The organism is Acinetobacter sp. ANC 4204 (assembly GCF_002135205.1).
Lineage (GTDB): Bacteria > Pseudomonadota > Gammaproteobacteria > Pseudomonadales > Moraxellaceae > Acinetobacter.
The window spans coordinates 225,773-251,448 of sequence record NZ_NEFZ01000001.1; the positions used below are offsets into that span (position 1 = coordinate 225,773).

16 protein-coding genes and 2 tRNA genes are annotated in these 25,676 nt (G+C 40.7%); 7 read left to right on the forward strand and 11 right to left on the reverse strand.

All coding sequences use genetic code 11. The annotated features are described in order from the left end of the window. Nucleotides 1-10 precede the first annotated feature (10 nt). From B9T36_RS01170 to kdpA, 4 genes are read right to left on the reverse strand one after another with little or no spacing between them, the layout of a single operon-like run. Nucleotides 11-2,659, reverse strand: coding sequence for a sensor histidine kinase (locus tag B9T36_RS01170; protein WP_086207766.1), 2,649 nt, complete (start codon nt 2,657-2,659; stop codon nt 11-13). A 12-nt stretch (nt 2,660-2,671) separates the two neighbouring features. Beyond that, entirely contained in the window at nt 2,672-3,307 is a 636-nt protein-coding gene (kdpC, locus tag B9T36_RS01175; RefSeq protein ID WP_086207767.1) for a potassium-transporting ATPase subunit KdpC, read from the reverse strand. 9 nt (nt 3,308-3,316) lie between these two features. Then, nucleotides 3,317-5,329: a potassium-transporting ATPase subunit KdpB gene (gene kdpB, locus B9T36_RS01180; RefSeq protein WP_086207768.1), complete on the reverse strand. Its 2,013-nt coding sequence runs from the start codon at nt 5,327-5,329 to the stop codon at nt 3,317-3,319. Nucleotides 5,330-5,345: 16 nt separating this feature from the next. Then, the gene (gene kdpA, locus B9T36_RS01185; protein WP_086207769.1) at nt 5,346-7,043 is read right to left on the reverse strand and encodes a potassium-transporting ATPase subunit KdpA; all 1,698 of its coding nucleotides are present in this window, start codon (nt 7,041-7,043) and stop codon (nt 5,346-5,348) included. Nucleotides 7,044-7,999: 956 nt separating this feature from the next. Here kdpA and B9T36_RS01195 point away from each other — a divergent pair. The 3 genes from B9T36_RS01195 (at nt 8,000) to B9T36_RS01205 (ending at nt 12,303) form a co-directional block, all read left to right on the forward strand. Next, complete coding sequence (locus B9T36_RS01195; RefSeq protein ID WP_086207770.1) at nt 8,000-9,229, forward strand: GGDEF domain-containing protein; 1,230 nt, start codon at nt 8,000-8,002, stop codon at nt 9,227-9,229. A 587-nt stretch (nt 9,230-9,816) separates the two neighbouring features. Next, the gene (locus B9T36_RS01200; RefSeq protein WP_213033314.1) at nt 9,817-11,181 is read left to right on the forward strand and encodes an amidohydrolase; all 1,365 of its coding nucleotides are present in this window, start codon (nt 9,817-9,819) and stop codon (nt 11,179-11,181) included. A gap of 189 nt (nt 11,182-11,370) precedes the next feature. Next, nucleotides 11,371-12,303: an IS5 family transposase gene (locus B9T36_RS01205; protein ID WP_086207772.1), complete on the forward strand. Its 933-nt coding sequence runs from the start codon at nt 11,371-11,373 to the stop codon at nt 12,301-12,303. 117 nt (nt 12,304-12,420) lie between these two features. Here B9T36_RS01205 and B9T36_RS01210 read toward each other — a convergent pair. The 6 genes from B9T36_RS01210 to lldP all read right to left on the reverse strand — a co-directional run bounded on the left by B9T36_RS01210 (nt 12,421) and on the right by lldP (nt 20,361). Further along, nucleotides 12,421-12,510 (reverse strand) — tRNA-Ser (locus B9T36_RS01210). 87 nt (nt 12,511-12,597) lie between these two features. Beyond that, a complete protein-coding gene (locus B9T36_RS01215; protein ID WP_086207773.1) occupies nt 12,598-14,634 on the reverse strand; it encodes an NADPH-dependent 2,4-dienoyl-CoA reductase in 2,037 nt (678 codons plus the stop codon). 181 nt (nt 14,635-14,815) lie between these two features. Further along, nucleotides 14,816-16,510 (reverse strand): D-lactate dehydrogenase, encoded by a 1,695-nt coding sequence (gene dld / locus B9T36_RS01220; protein ID WP_086207774.1) that lies wholly within the window; start codon nt 16,508-16,510, stop codon nt 14,816-14,818. 250 nt (nt 16,511-16,760) lie between these two features. After that, the gene (gene lldD / locus B9T36_RS01225) at nt 16,761-17,915 is read right to left on the reverse strand and encodes an FMN-dependent L-lactate dehydrogenase LldD (protein WP_086207775.1); all 1,155 of its coding nucleotides are present in this window, start codon (nt 17,913-17,915) and stop codon (nt 16,761-16,763) included. Between the two features lie 2 nt (nt 17,916-17,917). After that, nucleotides 17,918-18,661 (reverse strand): transcriptional regulator LldR, encoded by a 744-nt coding sequence (gene lldR, locus B9T36_RS01230; RefSeq protein ID WP_086207776.1) that lies wholly within the window; start codon nt 18,659-18,661, stop codon nt 17,918-17,920. Nucleotides 18,662-18,693: 32 nt separating this feature from the next. Then, nucleotides 18,694-20,361, reverse strand: a complete 1,668-nt coding sequence (lldP, locus tag B9T36_RS01235; RefSeq protein ID WP_171264387.1) for an L-lactate permease — start codon at nt 20,359-20,361, stop codon at nt 18,694-18,696. Nucleotides 20,362-20,995: 634 nt separating this feature from the next. Between lldP and argG the strand changes: the two genes are divergently transcribed. Continuing rightward, nucleotides 20,996-22,339, forward strand: coding sequence for an argininosuccinate synthase (gene argG / locus B9T36_RS01240; protein ID WP_004694013.1), 1,344 nt, complete (start codon nt 20,996-20,998; stop codon nt 22,337-22,339). A gap of 50 nt (nt 22,340-22,389) precedes the next feature. Here argG and B9T36_RS01245 read toward each other — a convergent pair whose 3' ends face one another. Further along, on the reverse strand, nt 22,390-23,652 hold the full coding sequence (locus tag B9T36_RS01245; RefSeq protein WP_086207778.1) for a GGDEF domain-containing protein: 1,263 nt from the start codon (nt 23,650-23,652) through the stop codon (nt 22,390-22,392). A 151-nt stretch (nt 23,653-23,803) separates the two neighbouring features. On the opposite strand from B9T36_RS01245, the gene pyrC reads away from it, so the two are divergent. The 3 genes from pyrC to B9T36_RS01260 all read left to right on the forward strand — a co-directional run bounded on the left by pyrC (nt 23,804) and on the right by B9T36_RS01260 (nt 25,578). Continuing rightward, entirely contained in the window at nt 23,804-24,838 is a 1,035-nt protein-coding gene (pyrC, locus tag B9T36_RS01250; protein WP_086207779.1) for a dihydroorotase, read from the forward strand. Further along, nucleotides 24,823-25,482 carry a ribonuclease T gene (gene rnt / locus B9T36_RS01255; protein ID WP_086207780.1) on the forward strand — a complete coding sequence of 220 codons (660 nt, stop codon included), beginning with the start codon at nt 24,823-24,825 and terminating at the stop codon, nt 25,480-25,482. The genes pyrC and rnt overlap by 16 nt, the downstream gene beginning before the upstream one ends. A gap of 20 nt (nt 25,483-25,502) precedes the next feature. After that, nucleotides 25,503-25,578, forward strand: a tRNA-Glu gene (locus tag B9T36_RS01260). Nucleotides 25,579-25,676: the final 98 nt, after the last annotated feature.

Sequence of the window (25,676 nt, forward strand, 5' to 3'; positions counted from 1 at the left end):
AAAAAATCGTTTAATCCTGATGTAACGGTAATCGTATGCGAATTAAGGTACCTTGACCATCTGTTCCAGCAAAAGCTTCGATACTGCCCATATGTGCGCCAATAATGGCTTTGACAATCGCTAGTCCTAAACCTGTTCCCGTTTTACCACGATCACCACGCTGCATGGTGTAGAACATATCAAAGATTTGCTCGCGTTCATCTTCGGGAATGCCAATCCCTTGGTCGATAATGTCAATTTGCAGAAATTGTTCCTCTTGCTGAATCTTCACTTCAATCGGAACATCATTTGGTGAAAATTTGGCGGCATTTTCTAAGACATTAAAAATGGCTTGTTCAATCAAAGCAGGATGCACATACAATTGCGGAAGTTCTTCCGCCAAAGCGACCTCGATTTTTACCTCAGGCTGATAGCGTTTAAGCCGTTGAGTTGCCGAGCCAATCAGTTCATCTACACCGATCCAAGCACGACTTAAAGTCAAACCCTGATGACCTAGTCGAGTCATATCCAATAGGTTTTGTATATAACGATCCAGTCGTTCCCCTTCAATGTGAATAGTGTCTAATAATTCATGGCGATCGCTTTCAGGCATCTGTTCGCCATAATATTTAAGCGTATCTGCTGAACCAATCATCGCGGCTAAGGGTGAACGTAAATCATGCGAGACCGAAGAAAGTAAGGCGGAACGCAACTTTTCCGTTTCAGCCACCACACGAGAATTTTCTAACTGTAAAGACAGTTGTACCCGAGCAACAGTTTGCGCAATATCTTCAATCATCAACTCAGTTAAACGTTGTAATTCAAAACTGATGGTTTGAGCATTTTGATGAAAGCGAATCGCAATCACCCCATATTCTTTCACTAAATTCAGTGGAATAAACCACCATTCAGAATTGGTCAGTGTGTTGGTAAAGCGTCCACAGGGTTTCGCATTCTTCTGCGTCCAATCTGCGGCTATTTGATCTTTTTCATTTAAAGCAGAGACATCACCCAAAGACTGATTTTCAACTTTTAACCAGACCGTCGCATTTAATGAGGTTTCTAAATGTTGTTTGGCAACGGTTAATACCTGTTCAATATCCACACAGGTCGATAGTTTTCTTTCCAATTCTTGCAACTGTAACGAGACTGAATTTGCAGCACGTAAACTCAAGACCTGCGCACGTAATTGGTTGGCTAAACGCCCGACCAGTAAGGCTGAGACAATAAACGTAATGATGGTAATCACGCCTCGTTCAGCGCTAATCATAAAAGTAAATCGAGGTTCGATAAAAAAGTAGTTGTAGAGTAAAAAACAAATGAATACGCTGATAATCGTGATCAACATGCGGGCGCGTATCGCAACCAGTAATACGGTCACAATAAAAATTAAGGCTAAGTCACTATACCCAATAAAATGATCACTGATTGCGGCCACAATCAGTCCTAGCAACACAATGATAATACTTTCAAACACTTCACGTTGATTAAACGCTAAACCTTGTTCCAGCCAAGATGAATGCGCCACATCTTTCTGCAAACGCTTTTCATTATTTTTGGCTTTTAAAGGCTGAACAAAGGTGATTTCAAAAGGATGCTGTTTCTCTAACAGTTGATCGGCAATATGATCTGAAAATAGACGCTGCCATAGCGATTTTTGAGGGCTCTTGCCAAGCAAAATATTCGATGCACCATAATCATAAGCTGCCTGTAAAATGGTCGATGCAATATGATTGCTATAGAGTAAATAAGTGTCTGCACCGAGCTTACGTGCTAGATTAAAAGCCTTCGTCACTGCAAAGGCTTGGGTCGTTTCAACCTTACTTTTTTGAATCGAAATGACGCTCCACGTTGCATTGCGTCTTTCCGCAATCCGATGGGCACGGCGTACCAAATCTTCAGAGAATTCAGAACCATCTATCGCCAACATAACATGATTTTGAATCGGGATGATCTGCCCTTGTGCAACAAACTTTTCTCGATAATCAATATCGACCTGCCCTGCAACAGTTTGAATCGCTAGATCACGTAACGCTGTCAAATTTGCAGCTTTAAAAAAACCTTGTAATGCATGAGGGGCAACATCGGCGAAATAAATCTTGCCATGATTCATCCGTTCTAATAATTCAGGAACAGGTAAATCAACCAATCGAATATCTTTCAAACGTTTCAGTAATGCATCGGGGACGGTTTCAGTTACCCGAATCCCCGTAATTTGAAAAACCACATCATTCAGACTTTCCAAATGCTGAATATTTAAGGTGCTATAGACATCAATGCCTGCATCCAACAACTCATTGACATCTTGCCAACGATATTCATGCCGACTATTGGGTACATTGCGATGGGCAAGTTCATCAACGAGTACAATTTGAGGCTTTAATTTAAGAATTTGGTCGAGATCCATCTCGTCTAACATTCGCCCTTGATATTCCACAGACTTTCTTGGAATCACATTGAGCCCTTGAATCAAAGCTTCGGTGTCAGATCGACCGTGGGTTTCAACCACCCCGACCATCACATGCTGCCCTTGCTGCATCAATTCATGCGCTCGGGTCAACATGGCATAGGTTTTCCCGACTCCAGGTGCTGCACCCAAGAAAATGGTCAAACGTCCAGATTGTTCACGTTGACTATGTGCCAACCATGCATCTGCTTTGTTATTACGGTCGATCTGCATAATTACGCTCTATCAACGTGTGGTCGATGACAATTGATCTAAGGCTAAATTTAGCTGTAGCACATTGACCCGCGCTTGCCCATAGACGCCGAATTGTGCAGGCTGAATTTGTTGTTGTACCAAATCACGAACTTGCTGCTCAGGCAAATGATGTTGCTGTGCCACACGTTTCACCTGTAATAAAGCACTTTCAGCTGAAATATCTGGGTCGATTCCGCTTCCTGATGCTGTCACAATCTCATTTGGCACTTGTTGCTCAGTAATATGATTATTCTGGGCAAATTGCACTGTTCGCTCTTTAATTTGTTTTTGCAAATCAGGATTAGAAACCGCCAAATTACTGCCTGCCATCCCATCGACATTGTAACTTACAGCACTCGGTCGTCCATGGAAATATTGTTCACTAACAAAGTTTTGTCCTACCAAACTTGAACCAATAATTTTACCATTCAGTTCAATGACACTACCATTGGCTTGTTTGGGAAAGATCAACTGTGCAATCGAGACACTTGCTGTAGCGTACAACATGCCTGCAATGAAAAAACCAACCACGATCAAACCAAAACTCGGACGTAGGACTGAATGTCCTTGATTAGATAATGCCAAGTCCTGTTGATTCAATTGCTCATGACTCAATAAAGTATTCATTTCCAACTCCTAAATCCACAATGACACAACAAGGTCAATCAGCTTGATCACAATAAACGGAAAGATCACACCACCTATACCGTAAATCAGCATATTACGGCGTAACAATTGCAGCGCACTGGCAGGTTTGAATTGAACGCCTTTGAGTGCCAATGGAATCAACATTGGAATAATCAAAGCATTAAAGATCAAAGCGGAAATCACGGCACTGCTTGGACTACTAAGCTGTAAAATATTCAGTACTCCAAGTTGTGGAATCGCCACGGCAAACAATGCAGGTAAAATCACAAAATACTTAGATACGTCATTTGCCAACGAAAAAGTGGTTAATGCTCCACGAGTAATCAATTGCTGTTTACCAATTTCAACCACATCTAGCAATTTGGTTGGATCAGAATCCAAATCCACCATATTGCCAGCTTCTTTGGCAGCTTGCGTACCCGAATTCATGGCTAAACCAATATCTGCCTGTGCCAAGGCTGGTGCATCGTTAGTACCATCACCGACCATTGCGACTAATTTTCCTGCTGCCTGCTCGTTACGAATACAAGCCAATTTGTCCTCAGGTCTCGCTTCTGCAATATAGTCATCCACCCCTGCTTCAGCCGCAATCGCAGCCGCAGTCAATGGATTGTCTCCCGTGACCATAATGGTTTTGATGCCCATCTCACGTAGCAGCGCAAAGCGTTCTTTAATCCCTTGTTTAATCACATCTGAAAGTTCAATCACGCCTAAAATATTATGATTCGAAGCCACCACAAGCGGTGTCGCACCTTTAGAAGCCACTTGCTCTACACGAGTTTTCAGTTCAATATTGTCTTTGATTTCTTGATGGGTAAAGTTAAGAATCGCGTCCACAGCACCTTTACGAATCGTTTGTCCAGTTGCTAGATTTACTCCTGAAAGACGAGTTGAGGCACTAAATTGAATGAACTCGGCATCTTTCGGCTCTTGAATGCTTTCGCCTAACTCTTTCCCAAGGCTGATGACCGATTTCCCTTCAGGCGTTGGATCAGCAAAAGAAGTGAGCATTGCTGCTTGACGCAACTCGGTTGGTGTTATACCCGCCAAGGGATAAAAAGCAGTGGCTTGGCGATCTCCATAGGTGATCGTACCTGTTTTATCCAACAACAACACATCAATATCACCCGCTACTTCAACCGCTTTCCCTGATTTGGCTAAGACATTGGCTTTTAAAGCACGGTTCATTCCCGCAATCCCAATTGCAGGCAGCAAACCACCGATCGTGGTTGGAATCAAACACACCAATAGGGCAATCAGCAAGACCATACTGATTTTGATCCCGACCATTGAACCAATCACAGGTAAGGTCAGCACCACCACAATAAAGGTAATGGTCATGATATTCAGTAAGATACTCAGTGCGATCTCATTCGGTGTCTTTTGACGGTTGGCACCTTCCACCAAGGCAATCATACGGTCTAAAAAGCTATGCCCTGCCTCATTACTGACCCGAATAATAATTTCATCCGACAAGACCTTAGTGCCACCAATCACGCCTGAACGGTCGGTATTGGCTTCACGTAGTACAGGTGCAGACTCACCTGTAACGGCTGATTCATTGATAGTCGCAAAACCCTGAATAATCTCGCCATCCGCAGGAACAATTTCACCTGCCTTGACGATGACTAAATCATCTTTTTTAAGTAGATTGGCAGAAATCACTGTCGGTACAGCATTTAAATCGAGAATCCGATTTGCAGTTAAGTTTTCACGCGCCTGACGTAATGATGCTGCTTGTCCACGCCCTTTGGCTTCTGCAACCGCCTCAGCATAATTGGCAAATAAGACCGTGACTAATAAAATCAAGCTTAGGACTAAACCAAAACCTAAACTCGCATTTCCCATTAAAGTGGCAACAAGGGTTAAAACTGTTCCCACCCACACACATGCCATCACTGGATTTTTAAACGCATGTTGAGGTAGCAATTTATGGAAAGTTTGCTGAATAATTTCTTTATTCAAGATATCCATCTGTTGTGTCGCATTTGAATGTTTCATTGTGCTTGCTCCACACTTAAACTTTTATCGACAAATAGTCAGCAATTGGCCCAATCACCAACACTGGCATGAATTGCAACAAGGTCAGAATCAGCACGATCCCAATCAAGGTCAACGCAAAAGTTGGAGATTCAATATGTAAAGAACCCTTGCTTTCGGCTGCTTGCGGTTTGGTTGCTAAACTCACTGCGATCAAAACTGGAATAATCAACACGCTATAACGCCCTGCCAATAAAGCGATACTGGCACTCAGGTTCCACCATAAAGTGTTATCGCCTAAGCCTTCAAAACCAGAGCCATTATTGGCGTAGGCAGAGACATACTCATAAAACACTTGGCTAATACCATGAAACGCTGGATTGGAATTCCCTGTAATCGATGGAAATGCTATGGCAATCGCCGTCAGACCAAGAATCACCACAGGTTGTAATAAAATCACGAAGGCTAATAACTTAATTTCAGTCACTTCAACTTTTCGCCCAAACAGTTCGGGGGTACGCCCTGTCATCAAACCTGCGATAAATACTGCGAGAAATAGGTAAATAAAGAACTGTAATAGACCACAACCGATTCCACCCCAAATGGCATTGATCAGCATATTGCACAGTTCAACCAATCCCGTCAGTGGTGAGGCAGAGTCATGCATCATATTCACAGAGCCGTTGTTGACTTGTGTGGTCAAACTTCCCCACAGTGCCGATGCTTCTGCACCAAAGCGAACTTCTTTCCCTTCCATCAAAGCAATATTTGGAATAAGCGAAGATTTTTCAGCCCACAGGGTCAATAGCGTTGAAGAAAGTGACATCAACAACATTGTGCCAAAAATCATCCACATCAGTTTCTTACGTTGAATAAAACGCCCAACCATAAACACCGCAGAAAGTGGAATCAGTAAAATCGCGATCATCTCAATCACATTGGATAGTGGCGTTGGATTTTCTAAAGGCACACTACTGTTTGGGCCATACCAACCGCCACCATTACTACCCAGTTGTTTAATCGCCACCATGGGCGCAACTGGACCGAGCGGAATATGTTGTGTTTGTACCTCGGAACTTTGATCTAAGACCTGCGCTGTTGGTCCCGCAGATAAGGTTGCTGGCACACCTTGAAAAGTGAGTAGCAAAGAAAAAATTAAACCAAGTGGAATAAAGAATCTAAACAATGGTCGGATGATATCCATCCAGTAATTACCTAGATTAATATGGTTCCAATTCTTTTGATCTGAATCTTCCGCTTGACGTGATTGCAGGAATAAAGCCCTTAACATGGCGACCAATAAAGCAAGTCCCATAATTGGCGACAAATATTGCAAGCCAACGATCACCGTCATTTGCGATAGATAAGACAGTTGCGCTTGCCCTGAATAATGCTGTTGATTTGTATTGGTTAGGAATGAAATGGTGGTATGTAAAGCCAAGTCCCAATTCATATTTGGAATATGATCAGGATTCAATGGCAACCATGCCTGTGTCATCAAGATTGTGATACTTGCTCCAAGCAGTAGAACATTACTCAGAACAAAAGCACCTAGATATTGCCGCCAGTTCATACCCACTTGCTTCACATTGAGAACCGCGTAGATCGGTTGTTCAATCCACTTAAAGAAGCTATCACTCTTCATTGGTTTGGTTTGCATGACATCCGCAAGATAGTGTCCTAACGGATAAGCCAGCAGCAATGAAAGGATAAATACTGAAATAAATTCCCACATAGCATATGCCATTAAAAATAGGTCAGCTTTAGTATGGAAATTAAGAGCGTAAATTCTCTATATTGAAAAAAGTAAGACGCGTAAATTTTGCGTAAATTTATTTAAAATAATCCATCAAGAAATACATCAGAACTCGCAACCTGTTTAAGCTGATGCCTCCATAGCATGAATCATCGGCTTATTTTTATGACAGAGTTGATAAGCATATAAACATGCGTAAATTCCTACCAAATAGCCTAAAAACTTCGAGTTTTGCTCGTGATCAAAGTGTATGCCCCGTTGAGCACGCTGAATAAAGTTTTTATTTTATTGCATTGGCTTAGATCATATTTATCACCTTTCAATCAACGAAACAGATTACATATTGCTACGCTGATAGCTCATTGAATCTATCTTGTGCTCTTTACAGTGTATTTAAGTTCATCACTAAATATAGCCAGTTGATGTGTATTCATCAGGTGAAACATACGCTGCTCACATAACAAACTTTTGAATAGGCAACTATCGTCAGGATTTAGCGCCGTAAAGATAATTGTGGAAATACTGAGCTAAGCACAACGAATTCTGCAATATGAGAAGTTCTGCTTTAAAAATTTCCAATAGATAGTTTCAAATGTGAGGAACTCATCGCCCATTACACAAAATAATGGGGTACGGTCAAACATCAAGACTGTGGCTATGAATCGAGTGTAGTAACCGAAACCAATATCTTTGGCCCTTCTCTGCTTCAAGCTAATTTCTTAGCTTAGTCTTAGGTTAATATCGTACACTTATCCATAAAATCGCTAATTTTTCTTGTTAAACAGTAAAACTAAAAATAGCTTTCTTGGGTCCTTATTTTAACTATAAGTTATTATTTTTCTTCATACAGTTCACACTTTCATTAATTAAGTGTAATTTTATATAAGCGTAATCCCTGTTTAAGATAAAAATATTGGGGGGGGATAAAAAATAGAATGAAACTGGAAGCATCAACACTATTCAAACAAGAGCAAATTGATCTTTTAATTGCTCGCGGACTAAATTTGGTTCGATTCCCCAAAGGGCTAGAGACGATCTATAAAAACCTATACAGAAATGGGGCGGCTTTGGAATTTCGCTATCGTGCCCCTATCATTTTAGGACTATATTTGTATCTATGTATAGGGACCTACCAAATATTGCCAACCGAAATACGTTCTGAATGGATCATGTTTTATGGTTGGGTCGGTTTAATCATTTTTTTCGCATGGTTTCTTTCTTTTATTCCAACAATGAATAAATGGTTTGAACATTATGTTTGTCTAGGATCTGTAGGGTCTGTCGCTCTTACTTTCACATTAATCAATGTATTGGAACAAGGTCAAAATAATGTACTTTTTCATGCTGCAATGATGTATGCAATTGTTATTATTTATGGTTTTGTCGGGATGAGATTTTATACTGCTGTGATTGCAGGTTGGTGCGGTGGTTTAATTGGTATAATTGTAACTACATGGCTAAACATCTCTATTGATTGGACTTTTTTAAATCGAACTTATACATTCAGTAGCTTTCTTGGTATGGCTTTAGCGTATGCAATTGATCGCCAACATCGAGAAAATTATTTGCAAAATTGTATGATCGAATTAAACAGAATAGAACTTAAACACCAAACAGAACAACTTTCAATATTATCAAATCATGACCCCTTAACAGGTTTAGCTAATCGACGCTATTTAGACAAAGTTCTCGAAAATGAATGGAATCGCTCAATAATTCACCAAACATCTATTACAATCATGATGGTAGATATTGATTGCTTTAAACAATATAACGATACATTAGGTCATCTTCATGGTGATGATTGCTTAAAGCAGATTGCTAATATACTAAATTCAGTACCTTCAAAAAATAATGATCTTGTTGCTCGCTATGGAGGTGAAGAATTCCTATTACTTTTCACTTTAACAAATGAAGATCAAGCTCTGATTAAAGCGAAATACTTAATGGAACGCATACATGAAATTGGAATTATTCATCCACAGAGCAGTATTTCCAAATATCTGACAGTGAGCGTTGGGGTCGCAACTATCATTCCTAACTTGAATAATAGCCTTTCAGAATTTATTGCTCATGCAGATCACGCCCTATATATCGCTAAAAGCAATGGAAAAAATCAATTTCACCTGAGTACGTCATACAAAGAAAGTCATCAAGTTTTGTAGCTGGGCGTATTAGCTCAAACCTGAGCTAACAACTGCCAATATTTGATTAAAACTATCAAATGAAATTTGAGCTAAATTCCAATAACCTTTGCTCGCAATTAATGTTTCAATCTTGCACAGCAATACTGCCCATCTGCCATTGCACTCCTTATCCTGATAGGTTACGTCAGTACTATAGAAATTCAGCTAATCATCTAGATTAAGTTGTAACTCTTTCAATGAGCTCTAGAATTTCTTTTGAAAAGTAATCGAATATAACGCTGCAAAATCATCTTAAAGAATTCAAAATTGAAGTAGTCAAGTAAGTGACTGATAAAAATTAGAGCTGAGCAAAGGTTGCCACACATTTAGGTAAAACCCTATGTAGTCTTTATGTCTGGATTAAACCTTATGATCTGCAATAACCTAGAATTACTGAATTTTAAGCTTTGCTTTTCCCATAAGAATAAACTTATATTCATGGACTTTAGATTTACATCTGTAAAATTGAACATATTTTATTCAAAAAAGTATTGTAAATTGCACTTTTTCGAACTAAAAATTAAACATAAGAATCATCAAAACAAAAACCTAAAATGGATAAGAACATGTTAAGTATAAAGACGATAAAGCCCCTAATGATATTGAGTTTCGGATTAAGTTTGTTTAGCAATAGCTATGCACAAGAGACTAAATACCTCATTGAAAAAAGTGTCAACCAAGATAATGAGAAATTTGTCAAAATATTCAAGGATATTCATCAAAACCCTGAACTGGGCTTTATGGAGTCTAGAACTGCGACAATCGTTGCAAAAGAATTAAAATCCTATGGATATCAAACCACTGAGAAAATTGGTAAAACTGGTGTGGCGGCTGTCATGAAAAATGGGGACGGCCCTGTTGTCATGTACCGCGCAGATATGGATGCAAATGCAGTTAAAGAAACAACTGGTCTGCCATATGCAAGTACAAAAATAGTGAAATTAGAGGATGGATCTGAAACACCCGTTGCACATACATGTGGACATGACGCTCATGTGGCGTGGATGCTAGGCACTGCAAAGTTTTTTGCTGAGCATAAAAACCTCTGGAAAGGAACGGTCATATTTATTGGGCAACCTGCAGAAGAACCGATCTTAGGTGCAGAGGCAATGGTAAATGATGGTTTATATACAAAACATAAAATTCCAGTTCCTGACTACCTATTCGGCATTCACGCTGCACCAGTTGCAGTTGGCGTAATTGCAGCAGCGACAGGTGTCCGCATGGCAGGTACAGATCAATTTGATGTGACATTTCATGGCATTGGGGGACATGGCTCCACCCCAAATTTATCCAAAGATCCTATCGTCATGGCCGCAACTGCAATAACTCAATACCAAACCATTATCAGTCGAGGAATTGACCCGAAAAATTCTGCAGTAATTACAGTTGGGTCTGTGCAAGCTGGAAGCAATAATAATGTAATCCCTGCTTCCGCATTGCTAAAAATTAATTTACGTTGGTTTAATGAAAATGACCGAAAGTTAATGATAGACGGTATTAAGCGAATCAATGAAAGTATTGCTTATGCTTATAATATGCCAAAAGACAAGTATCCAACAATTGCATTTAAAGGCTGGGCTCAACCTTTAAATAATGACATAGCTCTAACCAAAGTAGTTCAAAATGCATTATCAAATTCAGGACTAATAGAAAATCCCAAATATTTATTAGATGAGAATGTTCTCCCATCTGTAATGGGTTCTGAGGATGTTCATCACTTAGTGATTCATAATCCAAAATATGCATACAGTTATATTAATGTTGGTATTGCCGAGCCTAAACGCTTTATCGAAGCCTTTAAACAAAAAAAACTACCATTCAATGCACATAATGGAGACTTTGAAATTGATCTATCCGCAATTCCATACGGGACTAAAGCTGGTATTACATCAATGTTAGCTATCTTTAATGAAACAACACAATCTTAAATTAAATTGCTCTTTAAATGATCAAGAAAAACTGATTTTTTCATTATTATTTAATTGTTTTCCGAACTTAAAACGACTCTAAATTGTATCGAGGATTAATGTCGACAACGGTATTGTACAGTGATAGTTTCGTTAGGCTTTCTTGCACAAAGCTATTCTTGAAGGCTTCTTCAGCAATATAATTTCCAGATGAAGAAGCCTGCACCTAAAATCTACCGCACAACCAATTGGTCCTCGTATAACCAAGCTTTAATCAAGCGAGGGAATATTTCAATCTGGTTTGATCCGAAGACCCAATGGTATGCACAACCACAAGGCAAGCACGGACGAAATCAAACTTATTCCGATACAGCGATTCAATGCTGTTTAATGATCAAATCTCTATTCCGTCTTTCTTTACGTATGGTCACTGGCTTTGCTCAAAGCCTGATTAAACTCAGTGGCTTAAATTGGACAGCACCAGATTACTCCACCCTCTGTAGACGACAAAAGCATATTGATATTGCGATAAGCTATCAGAAAAGTCGTGATGGGTTACACCTACTCGTCGACTCTACGGGTTTAAAATTTTTAGGTGAAGGCGAATGGAAGCGTAAGAAACATCAGCCTGAATACCGTCGGCAATGGCGTAAACTGCATATTGCTATAGATGCTGAAACACTGCAAATACGTGCCGTTCAGCTTACGACAAATAATGTCAGTGATTCACAAGTACTAGGTGATTTACTGGATCAAATCCCACTAGATGAGCGAATAGATTCTGTCTATACCGATGGGGCGTACAACACGAAGTGCTGCAGACAATTGATTTCAGATCGTCAAGCACATGCAGTAATTCCACCCAGAAAGAATGCCAAGCCATGGAAAGATTCTAAAATCAGTTCAATAGAACGAAATGAGTTACTTCAAACGGTTAAACATTTAGGCAGAACCCTATGGAAAAAATGGTCGGGTTATCACCGTCGCAGTTTGATGGAAACCAAGATGCATTGCATCAAATTATTAGGAGATAAGCTGACGGCAAGACATTTTCAAAGTCAAGTCAATGAAATTCATGCGCGTGTGGCAGTTCTGAATAGATTTATGGAATTAGGTAGACCTCACACCCAAGTTGTCACTTAAATTTGAATGGATTGGGGAAAACTCAGCTTTTGAATGTTTATGCAACAAAGCCGGTTGAGGGGTAAAACTACAGGCAAGAAAAAAGCCCTTGCAAATACAAGGGCTTTTTTCAAAATTTGGCGGAAGCGGTGAGATTCGAACTCACGGAGGACTCACACCCTCGTCGGTTTTCAAGACCGGTGCATTAAACCGCTCTGCCACGCTTCCATGTGCGCCATAATACGGAGCTTTTGTTTTGATGACAAGTAAAACTTATAATAAAAGCAAACAACTGCATATTGTTTAATCAAAAGCTTATAATTTCGCAGCGATTTCTGCACCCTCACGAATCGCACGCTTTGCGTCTAACTCAGCGGCAAGTTTAGCACCACCAATAATGTGATAATTCGCAAGCGTATTCTGCTCAGCACTTGGCATCAGATCTTTCACTGACTCCTGCCCCGCACATACAACAATAGTATCAACACGTAACAATTGATCTTGCCCTGCCATCTCCACCCAAAGCCCCTCATCAGTCACTGCTTTATACTGAACACCACGTAACATGCGTACCGCATGCTTTTTCAACTGTGCGCGGTGTACCCAGCCCGAAGTTTTGCCCAAGCCTGCACCAAGTGCAGAGGTTTTACGTTGTAATAAATAAATCTCACGAACAGGTGGATGAACTTCTGCGATCTGCGTGCCTCCTTCAGAGACATAATTCGGATTTGGATCTACCCCCCATTCACGTTGCCAATCTGCAAGTGGTTGTGGCTGAGGTTGGTGCTCAGGTTTTAATAAATACTCAGACACATCAAAACCAATCCCCCCTGCACCAATCACCGCAACTTTTCGACCAACTGGCGCACCGCGTAAGACTTCTGCATAAGATAGGACTTGCGGTGAATCGCTCCCTTCGATACGTAATGCACGTGGCACAACACCAGTTGCAATGATAATTTCTTCAAAGCCTTCACGCTCAAGCTGCTCACGATTCACCTTGGTGTTTAGACGTAAATCGACTCCCGTTTTTTCAATCTGTACTTTGAAATAACGAATGGTTTCATGAAACTCTTCTTTACCGGGTACAACTTTTGCCAAGTTAAACTGTCCGCCCACCTCATGACTTGCTTCAAACAATGTCACTGCATGTCCGCGACTGGCTGCAACCATCGCGGCCGACATACCTGCGACACCACCGCCAACAACCGCAATTCGTTTAGATTGCTTCGCTTTCACATAAACCAACTCAGTTTCAAATGCCGCACGCGGGTTGACTAAACAGGTTGCACGCTGATTTTTAAATGTATGATCTAAACACGCTTGGTTACAGGCGATACACGTATTGATTTCATCGACACGATTGGTCGCTGTTTTATTCACCCAAAAAGCATCGGCCAATAACGGACGCGCCATTTGCACCATATCAGCTTTGCCCGATGCCAAAATCTCTTCTGCCGTGTCTGGCATATTAATACGATTTGAAGCAATCACTGGCACAGCCACATGCTTTTTCACTTCCGCTGTATAATCAACAAAAGCTGCACGTGGCACAGAAGTCACGATGGTTGGAATACGAGCTTCATGCCAGCCAATCCCTGTATTCAACAAGGTAATGCCTGCTTTTTCTAGTGCTTGTGCAATCGTAACCACTTCTTGCATGGTATTGCCGTCATGTACTAAATCCAGCAATGACAAACGGAAGCAAATAATAAATTTCTCCCCGACTTGTGCACGTATCCCTTTAACGATTTCGACCGCAAAACGCATACGGTTTTCAATCGGTCCACCCCAACGATCTTCACGTTGGTTCACATGACGGCTTAAGAATTGATTCAGTAAATAACCTTCTGAACCCATAATTTCCACACCGTCATAGCCTGCCTTTTTGGCAAGACTAGCGCAGTTAACGTAGTCATCAATGGTATTCAAGATTTGTTTTTCAGACATTTGACGCGGTTTAAAAGGCGAAATTGGCGACTTGATTGGGCTGGCAGAAACGACAAAGGGTTGGTAGCCATAACGTCCAGCATGCAAAATTTGCATTAAAATTTTTGCGCCATGCTTATGTACTGCATGGGTCACTAAACGATGCGGAGCAATATCCCCCAGCGTATTCATCGTACCGCCCGCTGGAAGAAGCCAGCCTTGACGGTTTGGAGAAATCCCGCCTGTAATGATCAGGCCGACACCACCTTTAGCACGCTCACCGAAGTATGCTGCCAATTTTGGATAATTATAAAAACGATCTTCCAAACCCGTATGCATGGAGCCCATCACCACACGGTTCTTAATTGTGGTAAAACCCAAATGTAAGGGTTTTAAAATATGTGCATAGCTATTGGTTGTCATCATGAATCCTTATCTTTGGCTTTGCAACTTGTTGCATACTACTTTAGCTGTTTTTCAAAATTTTGGGATGACAATTTAGAAAATTTTCTGAGTAACTACGGTCAATTCAACTGGATTCACAAAAAAGTAATAAAAAAACCAGTGATGTTGCCATCACTGGTTTTTTTATTGCTTAAAAGCCTTATTTCCAAGCTTTCAACTTACTGGTTTGGCCAATACCTACGTTAAAACTATTGGTTGGATCCAGCTTTTCATAATGTGTTCGCAGTGCAGGTTTTGCTACATATAAATGTCCAACATTATGCTCGGCTGGGTATTCAGCACCTCGTGCATCCAATAAATGCCACATTTGGTGTTCCATCGCTAAAGGATCTACGCCTTTTTTCACAATATAGTCCTGATGAAACACATGACATAAAAAATGACCATAATAGAGTTTATGAACAATCAGATCATCCATCTCTTTAGGTAAGGTTTCCACCCACTCTCGATCATTACGACGCAATGCGATGTCCAAAGCTACAATATCTTCAACTTCTGAACGATGTGTATCTCGATAGCGAATTGCTGCACCTGCAACGGCAAAGCGATGTAAAAATGCTTTACGTCCTTCTTCCTCAGTACAGTGGAAAAAATCACCTGAAGTTTTATCTTGGAAATAGCGTTTTAAAAAACTTTCAACTTGCTCAACATCTTGATTTTCAATCCGAATAACCAAATGGTGTTCATACAAATCGCGGAATGCATTCATCCGTTTCGGTAAATGATTGGGCAAAAATTTGGTGATCAATTGCAGGACTTTATCTGACAGCCCCTTCATACCAAATTTTTCTAAGTACGCATCAACCTTATCTTTCATTGCAAATGCAGCGGGTACTTTGGCTGTACCCAGTTTTTCAATGAACATAAAGGTGTCTTTACCGTACTCTGCCCCGATGTCATAAGCCACGCGGTGGATATATTCCCCTGCAATCGGCAATCGCGGCAAATCTTTTAGTAAAAAACGGCGAATTTCAGTCAAATCATCATGTGAGTTGGTTCCCACGTAGAACACCTGACTTGGAATTTTTTCAAAGGTATCTAAACGTACGGCAAAGACACATACTTTACCTGCCGAACCCGATGCTTCATATAAACGAGACGGATCGGCATTAAAGCGTGCAGGCGTATTTTCATCAACTTGTTTAACATCATGTCCATAACGATGGTCCGATGCGCAGCAGCCTGAGTTATTGATAATATCGCCGATTTGATAATTTTTCGTTTCAAGCATGCTTAGAATTTCTTCAGGTGTTTCGCCTAGGTTCACCCCTAAATGATTCACTAATTCTAACTGACCACCATCATTGACACGAGCATACAGAGCCAGCTCAGTATAAGCAGGACCACGGCGCACCAAAGCACCACCTGAGTTATTACAGACACCACCTAAAACTGAAGCCCCAATACACGATGAACCAATCACTGAATGTGGCTCTCGATTAAATGGCACCAACTCTTTTTCAAGTCGATCCAGTGTGGCACCGGGTAGACAAATCACTTGCTGACCGTCATTAATGACTTGAATGCCGACCAAACGACGTGTGCTGATTAGAACCACTGGACGGTCATAATCATCACCAAAAGGCGTTGAGCCACCAGTCAAACCTGTATTGGCCGCTTGCATAATCACAATACAATCTGCATCAACAGCCACTTGTAGTACTTGCCACTGTTCCAGTAATGACCCTGGTGCAACAACAGCCAGTACTTTCCCTGCGCCGTAACGACGACCTTGGCGGTATAAACGTGTGTCTTTATCGTCAGTTAAAACGTGTTGTTTACCAACGATATTTATTAAATTTTCAATAACGTGTTGTGGAGATCGAGGGTTCATATTTGTTATTTCCAATGATTATAATCCCCCTAAATCCCCCTTTTCCGAAGAGGGACTTTTTCTTCACCTTAGGCATTTAAAGTAAAAGAAAAATTATTTATACCTGCAACATAAATTCTAATCGGTATAACTCCTCCCTTTTAAAGGGAGGTTGGGAGGGATTATATAAATAGCAATAATCACGGTATTGATGTAAATACCTATTGAATGCCCGTTTACTGTGTGAGAACGCTTCTACTGATATAATGAATTACTCAGCCAACTCTCGTTCTAACTTCACTAAACAGTCAGACGTAATATCCGCAATGGTTTTTGCACCAGTTAAAGTCATAGCAACACGCATTTCTTTATCAATCAATTCTAAAAGATTTGAAACACCTTCACCGCCTGCTGCACCAAGTGCATAAACAAAGGCGCGACCAAGCATACACGTGTCTGCACCCAACGCCAGCATACGCACAACATCTAGACCATTACGAATACCTGAATCCGCGAGGATTTTAATATCACCCTTGACTGCATCTGCAATTGGCGGAAGTGCACATGCAGAAGATAAAACGCCATCGAGCTGACGACCACCATGGTTTGAAACCACAATCCCATCTGCACCGAAACGCACTGCATCTTTGGCATCTTCAGGATCCAGAATCCCTTTAATAACCATTGGCCCATCCCAAAACTCACGAATCCACTCAAGGTCTTTCCATGAAATAGACGGATCAAAGTTTGAACCTAACCAGCCGATGTAATCTTCTAGACCTGTAGGTTTGCCTAAATATTTAGAAATATTGCCCAAGTCATGCGGACGGCCCATCATGCCGACATTCCACGCCCAATGTGGGTGGAAACACGACTGCATATAACGACGCATTGCTGCATTTGGGCCACTCATACCTGAGTGGGCATCACGGTAACGCGCGCCTGGAACAGGCATATCCACAGTAAACACCAAGGTTGAACAGCCTGCCGCTTTAGCACGTTCCAAAGCATTTTTCATGAAACCACGGTCACGCAGTACATAAAGCTGGAACCACATTGGACGCTGAATCGCAGGCGCAACTTCCTCAATTGGACATACTGAAACGGTAGACAGCGTAAATGGAATGCCCTTTTTATCCGCAGCAACCGCAGCTTGAACTTCACCACGACGCGCATACATCCCTGTTAAACCCACAGGCGATAATGCAACTGGCATCGACAACGTTTCATCAAACAGTTTGGTTTCTAAACTTAACTGTGACATGTCGTTCAGTACACGCTGGCGCAAAGCAATTTTCGATAAATCTTCTACGTTACGCTTCAGGGTATATTCTGCATACGCACCACCATCAATGTAATGGAATAAAAATGGCGGTAAACGACGTCGTGCCGCTTCACGGTAGTCATTGGCAGAAGAAATAATCATGCTTATATCCTGTTTAATCGACTGGCGCGCTGACGACGAGCTTCTTCTTCATCAATCATGCGCACCTGTTGTACTACAAACTCAATGTGTCCACAGACTGCTTTGCGTGCAGCTTCTGGATCACGACGTTCAATTGCACTCATGACTTGAAAGTGCTGATCATGCAATTGATCAAAACGGTGTGCTTCGCTATAGACTTTTCGGCGTCCCAAAGCGACGTTGAACTGCAACAAATCGAACAGACCACGCATCATCTGAATGAGAACCAAATTATGAGATGCTTCAGCAATCGCTAAATGAAATTTCGCATCAGCACGAGCCGCTGCATCATCATCACCCAGTGCCTGAAAATGGTTAATCTGATCATAATAATGTCGGATATTCACCAAATCTTCTTGGGTTGCGCGTTGAGCTGCATACCAAGTCGTCCCACCTTCTAAAATAATGCGCGCCTCTTGCACATCAAAGCGATAGGCTGGATCTTCACTCATCAAATTACTGATCGGTTGTACAATTTGATAACTTGACCAGGTAGCTGGTAATTGTTTTAAAAAAGTTCCCGCTCCCACTTTACTGACCAACATACCCATGCTGGACAGTTGAGAAATCGCTTCTCTTAAAGAGGAACGCGAGACTTGAAGTTGTTCACACAGTTTTCTTTCAGCAGGCAGACGGTCTCCAACTTGCATATTGCTTTGTTCAATCAATACACGCAGGCTTTGTACAGCTTTATCGGAGACTCTCATCTGCTTTCCTTAACGTTGATACACAATTTGTGCTATGGAATCATCCATGGGAACACATAAGCTTGTAGTGTAATCATAATACCCATCATAAATGTGAACGTTATACTGTGTTTTACAGTAAAACGGAATAAATCAGACTCTTTACCAACTAAGCCGACCGCCGCACATGCAATCGCAATTGATTGAGGTGAAATCATCTTACCAGTTACACCACCACTGGTATTTGCTGCCACCAGTAAAACCTCTGGCACCCCAATTTGCTGAGCTGTAGTGGCTTGAAGCGCTGAAAAAAGTGCGTTCGCAGAAGTATCCGAACCTGTAAGGAATACACCCAACCAGCCCAAGAATGGTGAAAAGAAAGTAAATGCTGAACCTGTATGTGCAAGCGCTAAAGCCAAGGTTGAAGACATACCCGAGTAGTTCGCAACAAAGGCAAAAGACAACACCATACCAATTGAATAAATTGGAATTTTCAACTCATTCAAGGTTTCACCAAAAGTTACAACTGCATCCTTAGGCTTCATCTTCAAAAAGGCAATCGTAATTAATGCTGCAATAAAGATCGCAGTACCTGTTGCCGAGATCCAATCGAACTTATAGATTGCGTCATAGTCTTTTATTTCTGTCACTACAGGCGGCATTTTTTGAATCATTTGATGCAAAAATGGCACCTTGATGGAAATCACAAGATCATGCAATGCACCGTCTTTGGCAAATAAATCCTTAAATGGTTTCACACTCCAGATCGTCACCATTACAGTTAAAATGGCAAATGGAGACCATGCTTTGGCAATTTGACCGATGCTATATTTTTTCTGTTTTTGTGCTGCAACATCTTCATTCATATTTGCGTCTTGATCTGCAAAACGAAAAATATGCTTTGGCTGCCAGTATTTAAACAAAATTGTTAATGAAACCAAGGATGCAATTGCAGCCGTAATATCTGGTAGTTCTGGCCCAACAAAGTTAGAAGTTAAGTATTGTGCGATTGCAAAGCTACCTGCCCCCACCACAACTGCTGGCCATGTTTCTTTAACACCACGCCAGCCGTCCATAATCGCCATAATCCAGAACAATACGATTGGCACCATAAATGGTAACTGACGGCCTACCATTTGGCTGATTTCCATGGTATCGACACCAGATACCTGTCCCGCAACGATAATAGGAATACCCATCGCACCAAATGCCACAGGTGCTGTGTTTACAATTAGGCAAAGACCTGCTGCATATAAAGGTTTAAAACCTAAGCCAACCAGCAACGCCGCGGTAATCGCCACAGGGGCACCAAAGCCCGCCGCACCTTCTAAAAAGGTACCAAAAGCAAAGCCGACCAACAGCATTTGTAAACGCTGATCTTCGGTAATTGAGAGAATAGATGAACGAATGATGTCAAACTGACCTGTCTTCACTGAGATTTTATACAGGAAAACAGCACCAATAATAATCCAAGCAATTGGCCATAAACCGTAGAAGAAACCATAAACCATAGATGCCAATGCCATCAATACCGGCATCTTATAGGCAAATAAAGAGACAAGAAGCGCAAGTACAACAGTGATCGTACCTGCCACACTACCTTTTAAACGAAATACTGCGAGCGCCAAGAAGAAAAAGATAATTGGAATCAGCGCAATTAAACTGGATATCCAAATATTCCCCATCGGGTCATACATTTGCTGCCATTGAAGCATTGTCATCTCCTTGAAATGCTTACTAAGATTTAATTTTGAGCATATTATTGGTAATTTCATTAATATTGGTAATACCAATTTTAACAAAAGAAAAGGTTGATAAACCAATAATGACTTATACGTCCTATATTTTGATCCAGAATGAAGCAAAACTTCAATAAAAAACTTTTATTGGTATGACCAATAAAATACATATTTTTATATCAAAAACATATTGATCACATTTCAAACAAACTTAAGTAATTATTTATATTCAATATATCTTATGAAAAATTATATGTTTAGACTTTAGTCTAAGTATTAAAAATCATTAGCAAGTTTAAATCCTACTAAACATTCAAAATTCGATGCATTAATCCAAAATTGGTTATACCAATTTAATTATTCTTTAGATTTAGGTACTTTTTGAAACGTTTTTAAACTAAAAACGTAGTCTCGGTTAAAACTAAATAGGCAAGATACAAACACTGACCTTTTTGATAATTTTTTAATAGTAATAGCATGTCTATAAACTTGATTTTTTTTAAAGGCCTATGTTTTTTTCAGAAAAATCATTTGGAAAAGTGCTACAATCGCGAAAATATATATTCTTTCAGGCCACCCATTCTCGGTGCCTATATTTATATCGTTAGGATTAACAATGACTGATAATGCAACTATCTTGCAGAATGTCCCAGTTGGCAAAAAAGTTGGTATTGCCTTCTCTGGTGGTCTAGATACTTCAGCTGCACTTTTGTGGATGAAACAAAAAGGCGCAGAACCTTATGCTTATACAGCAAACTTAGGTCAGCCTGATGAAGACGACTACGATGCGATTCCAAAAAAAGCGGAAGCGTATGGCGCAGTAAAAGCTCGCTTAGTTGATTGCCGTTTACAGCTTGCGCTTGAAGGTATTGCTGCGATTCAATGTGGTGCATTCCACATCAGCACTGGCGGTGTTCCCTACTTCAATACCACGCCTTTAGGTCGTGCAGTTACAGGTACTATGCTTGTTACCGCAATGAAAGAAGATGACGTCAACATTTGGGGTGACGGTTCAACGTATAAAGGCAACGATATTGAACGTTTCTACCGTTATGGTCTCTTAACCAACCCAGCACTTAAAATCTATAAACCTTGGTTAGACCAAACGTTTATTGATGAATTAGGTGGTCGTGCTGAAATGTCGCAATTTTTGATCGACAACGGCTTTGACTACAAAATGTCGAAAGAAAAAGCATACTCAACAGACTCAAACATGCTGGGTGCAACACACGAAGCAAAAGATCTTGAATACCTCAATGCAGGGATCAAAATTGTTGACCCAATCATGGGCGTTGCTTTCTGGAAAGACGACGTAGAAGTTAAAGCTGAGGAAGTATCTATTACTTTTGAAGAAGGCTTCCCTGTTGCAATCAACGGCCAACGTATCGAAGATCCTGTTGAGTTCATTCTTGAAGCCAACCGTATTGGTGGTCGTCATGGTCTAGGTATGTCTGACCAAATTGAAAACCGTATTATTGAAGCGAAATCTCGCGGTATTTATGAAGCACCTGGTATGGCCCTTCTACATATTGCTTATGAGCGTTTGGTTACGGGTATTCATAACGAAGATACGATCGAACAATACCGTATTAACGGTTTACGCTTAGGTCGTTTGCTTTACCAAGGTCGTTGGTTCGACTCTCAAGCATTAATGCTTCGTGAAACTGCACAGCGTTGGGTTGCGAAAGCGATCACAGGTACTGTGACTTTAGAACTTCGTCGTGGTAATGACTACACGATTATGAACACTGAATCTGAAAACCTCACTTATGAAGCTGAACGTTTGACGATGGAGAAAGGTGATTCAATGTTTACGCCAATGGACCGTATTGGGCAGTTAACGATGCGTAACTTGGACATTACCGATACTCGTGCGAAACTTGGTATTTATACCAATACTGGTTTGCTAGCTGTAGGTACGGGTTCTGCTGTTCCACAGTTGAAAGACAAGAACAAATAAGTTGATTCCATGTCAAAAAAACCGCTCATAAGAGCGGTTTTTTTTATGCTTTATTCAGTACAACTCGATGTGGTTAAAGGCTGATAATAAATCTGATTCCGCCCTAATTGCTTGGCACGGTATAAGGCTTGGTCAGCAATCCTGAGTAACTCTACTTTGCTCAAATCCATTTCACCTTTAAAGACCGTAATTCCTAAGCTAATGGTCACAAATGCAGATACTTCAGACATTTCATGCGGGATTTCCAAACGCTCAATCGCTCGGTAAATATTCGAAGCAACCGAATAAGCGCCATGTGCATCGGTTTCTGGCAATAACACCACAAATTCTTCACCGCCATAACGCGCAACAAAATCCATATGCCGAATTGCATTTTTAATGGATTTAGCAATGGATGAAATGACATCATCACCTTTTTGATGCCCATAGAAATCATTATATTTTTTGAAAAAATCAACATCAATAAACAAAATAGATAAAGGTGTTTCATCCTGACGGGATTGTTCATAATAAGTATCCATCATTTCATCAAAATTTCGACGATTTGAAATTTTCGTCAACTCATCATTTTGACTCAAATGTAGAAGCTCAGAAGTATGAATTCGATGGATTTTTTCACTAATTTTCGCACGCCGAATATTTAGAAAAATGATACGTTCACGAGCATAAATCATGCGCCCGATGGCAAAGCCTAGTAAACAACTCCCAAACATAACGCGACTCATCACAATTGCATCAAACTTGACCAAAGTCGAAATAAGAACTAAAAAAGAAACACCAGCAGCTACGATACCTGTCATAAAAACATATAAAGGTTTTACCCCAGTCAACAAATACCCCAATACATAGATCATACAAATGATCATCATTGCTTGGTGGCGCAAAGCTTCAGTATGTACAGACATGGTGAGCCAAGTCGTCGAGACCACTGCCCAAAACACGACAAACAAAGCAGCATAAGCAAAAAAAGGCTTAAGCTTTACAAAATGTGAAAAAACATAAAGAAATAAAAGACAGGCTGCACCGTTCAGTAGCCCTAATAGGCAATGAATGAAATCTTCTTTGAAGTGTGACTGTTCAATAATCCAATAGTCACCAGGAATAATTAAAACCGCAAAAATAAAATAGACCAAAACACCTGACCAAAAAAAGTCATTAATATTGCGGCGTGCGCGTTCTAAGTTTAAACGCCAAAACTCCTGCTCTAATTTCTGCGGGAAAACCTGCCCAACACGACGATTATGCCGTGCAATCAGCCCTTCCATTTTTTCTTTATCGTACTGAAGTTTGGCGAGGTTATATTTATATTCCATACCAGACCAGATTTAATTCTTGTAGTCGATTAAAAATAACACAAATTTACAAAGATTAATCATAATAATCAGACAATATGTCTTTATTTGTCGTTACCATTTTTAACGTATATGCATTATCATCTGTTTTATTTCTCTGACAGAAATCGCCTTGAATACGATTACGATTCTCCAGCCAGATGATTGGCACGCTCACCTTCGTGATGGTCTTGCATTACAACGTACTGTTCCCGATTTAGCCAAGCAGTTTTCCCGCGCTATTTGTATGCCAAATACAGTGCCTCCTGTCAAAACTGTCGAGGAAGCGAATGCGTATCGCGAACGCATCATGGCGCACGTACCAGAAGGTAATACTTTCGACCCACGTATGGTATTGTATTTTACTGATACAACTTCTCCTGAAGAAGTAAAGAAGATTAAAAACTCTGAGTTCGTAAATGCGATTAAACTCTACCCTGCTGGTGCAACCACCAACTCTGATAATGGCGTGAGCGATATTCGTAAAGTCTATGCCGTCATTGAGCAACTCGAAGAGCACCAAGTTCCCTTATTGTTACATGGTGAAGTTACGCATAATCATGTCGATATTTTCGACCGTGAAAAACGTTTCTTAGATGAAGTACTCTCTCCATTACTCAAACAATTCCCAAAACTGAAATTGGTTTTAGAGCACATCACCACCAGTGAAGCAGCCAACTTTGTTTTAGAACAAGATCGTAATGTAGCAGCAACGATTACCCCACAGCATTTATTGTTTAATCGCAATGATATGTTGGTCGGTGGTGTGAAGCCGCACTTCTACTGCTTACCCATTTTAAAGCGTCAAACCCATCAACAAACATTGCTTGAAGTGGCAACCAGTGGCAACCCTAAGTTTTTCTTAGGTACAGACAGTGCGCCACACTCTAAAAATGCCAAAGAAAACGCATGTGGTTGTGCAGGCTGTTATAGTGCACCAACTGCCATTGAACTTTATGCACAAGCATTCGATCAAGTAAGCAAAATTGAACGCCTTGAAGGTTTCGCAAGCCACTTTGGTGCCGATTTCTACGGTCTACCGCGCAATACTTCAACAATTACACTAGTAAAAGAAGACCAAGTCATCCCTGAAAGTTTAGACTATTTGGATGGTGAACAGATTATTCCGCTGTATGCGGGTAAAACCATTCAATGGAGAAAAGTGTGACAAATGAAACATTGCCAATAATTGGTCAGCGTTTCCGTGGTTTTCTACCTGTTGTTGTCGATGTCGAGACAGCAGGTTTTAATGCACAGACCGATGCCTTATTGGAAATCGCTGCAATTCCGATTATTTATAATGAAGAAGGTCAATTTGTCCCAGGGCCTGCACATCATGCGCATATCAACCCCTTTGAAGGTGCAAACTTAGACCGTCGCTCATTGGACTTTATTGGAATTGATCCCTTTAATCCCATGCGTATGGCTATGGCTGAAGATGAAAAAACAGCATTAAAACGTATTTTTAAAGCCGTCAATGAAGTTCGTCGCCAACAGAACTGTACACATGCGGTCTTGGTCGGTCATAACGCCCACTTTGATTTAGGTTTTGTACAGGCTGCTATTAATCGTACAGGGACCAAAAATCAGAATCCCTTTCATAGCTTTTCCGTCTTTGATACCGTCACCTTAAGTGCTGTGATGTTTGGTCAAACGGTTCTTGCAAAATCATGTATTCAAGCAGGAATTGAGTTCGATGGTAGAGAAGCCCACTCAGCTTTATACGACACTCAAAAGACCGCTGAACTGTTCTGTTATATTTTGAACAAACTCGCACCACACCTACTTGACACTCTGGTGGCGGATCAATAAGATACCGCCATCCTCGCAACGTCCCTATCGTCTAGAGGCCTAGGACATCGCCCTTTCACGGCGGTAACCGGGGTTCGAATCCCCGTAGGGACGCCATCTTATTTATATTCTTATAATCCTATATTTTCATCTTGCAAATTTTCTTGCATGTATAATATTTTTATTTCAATAACTTACTCGCTATACTGTAAATC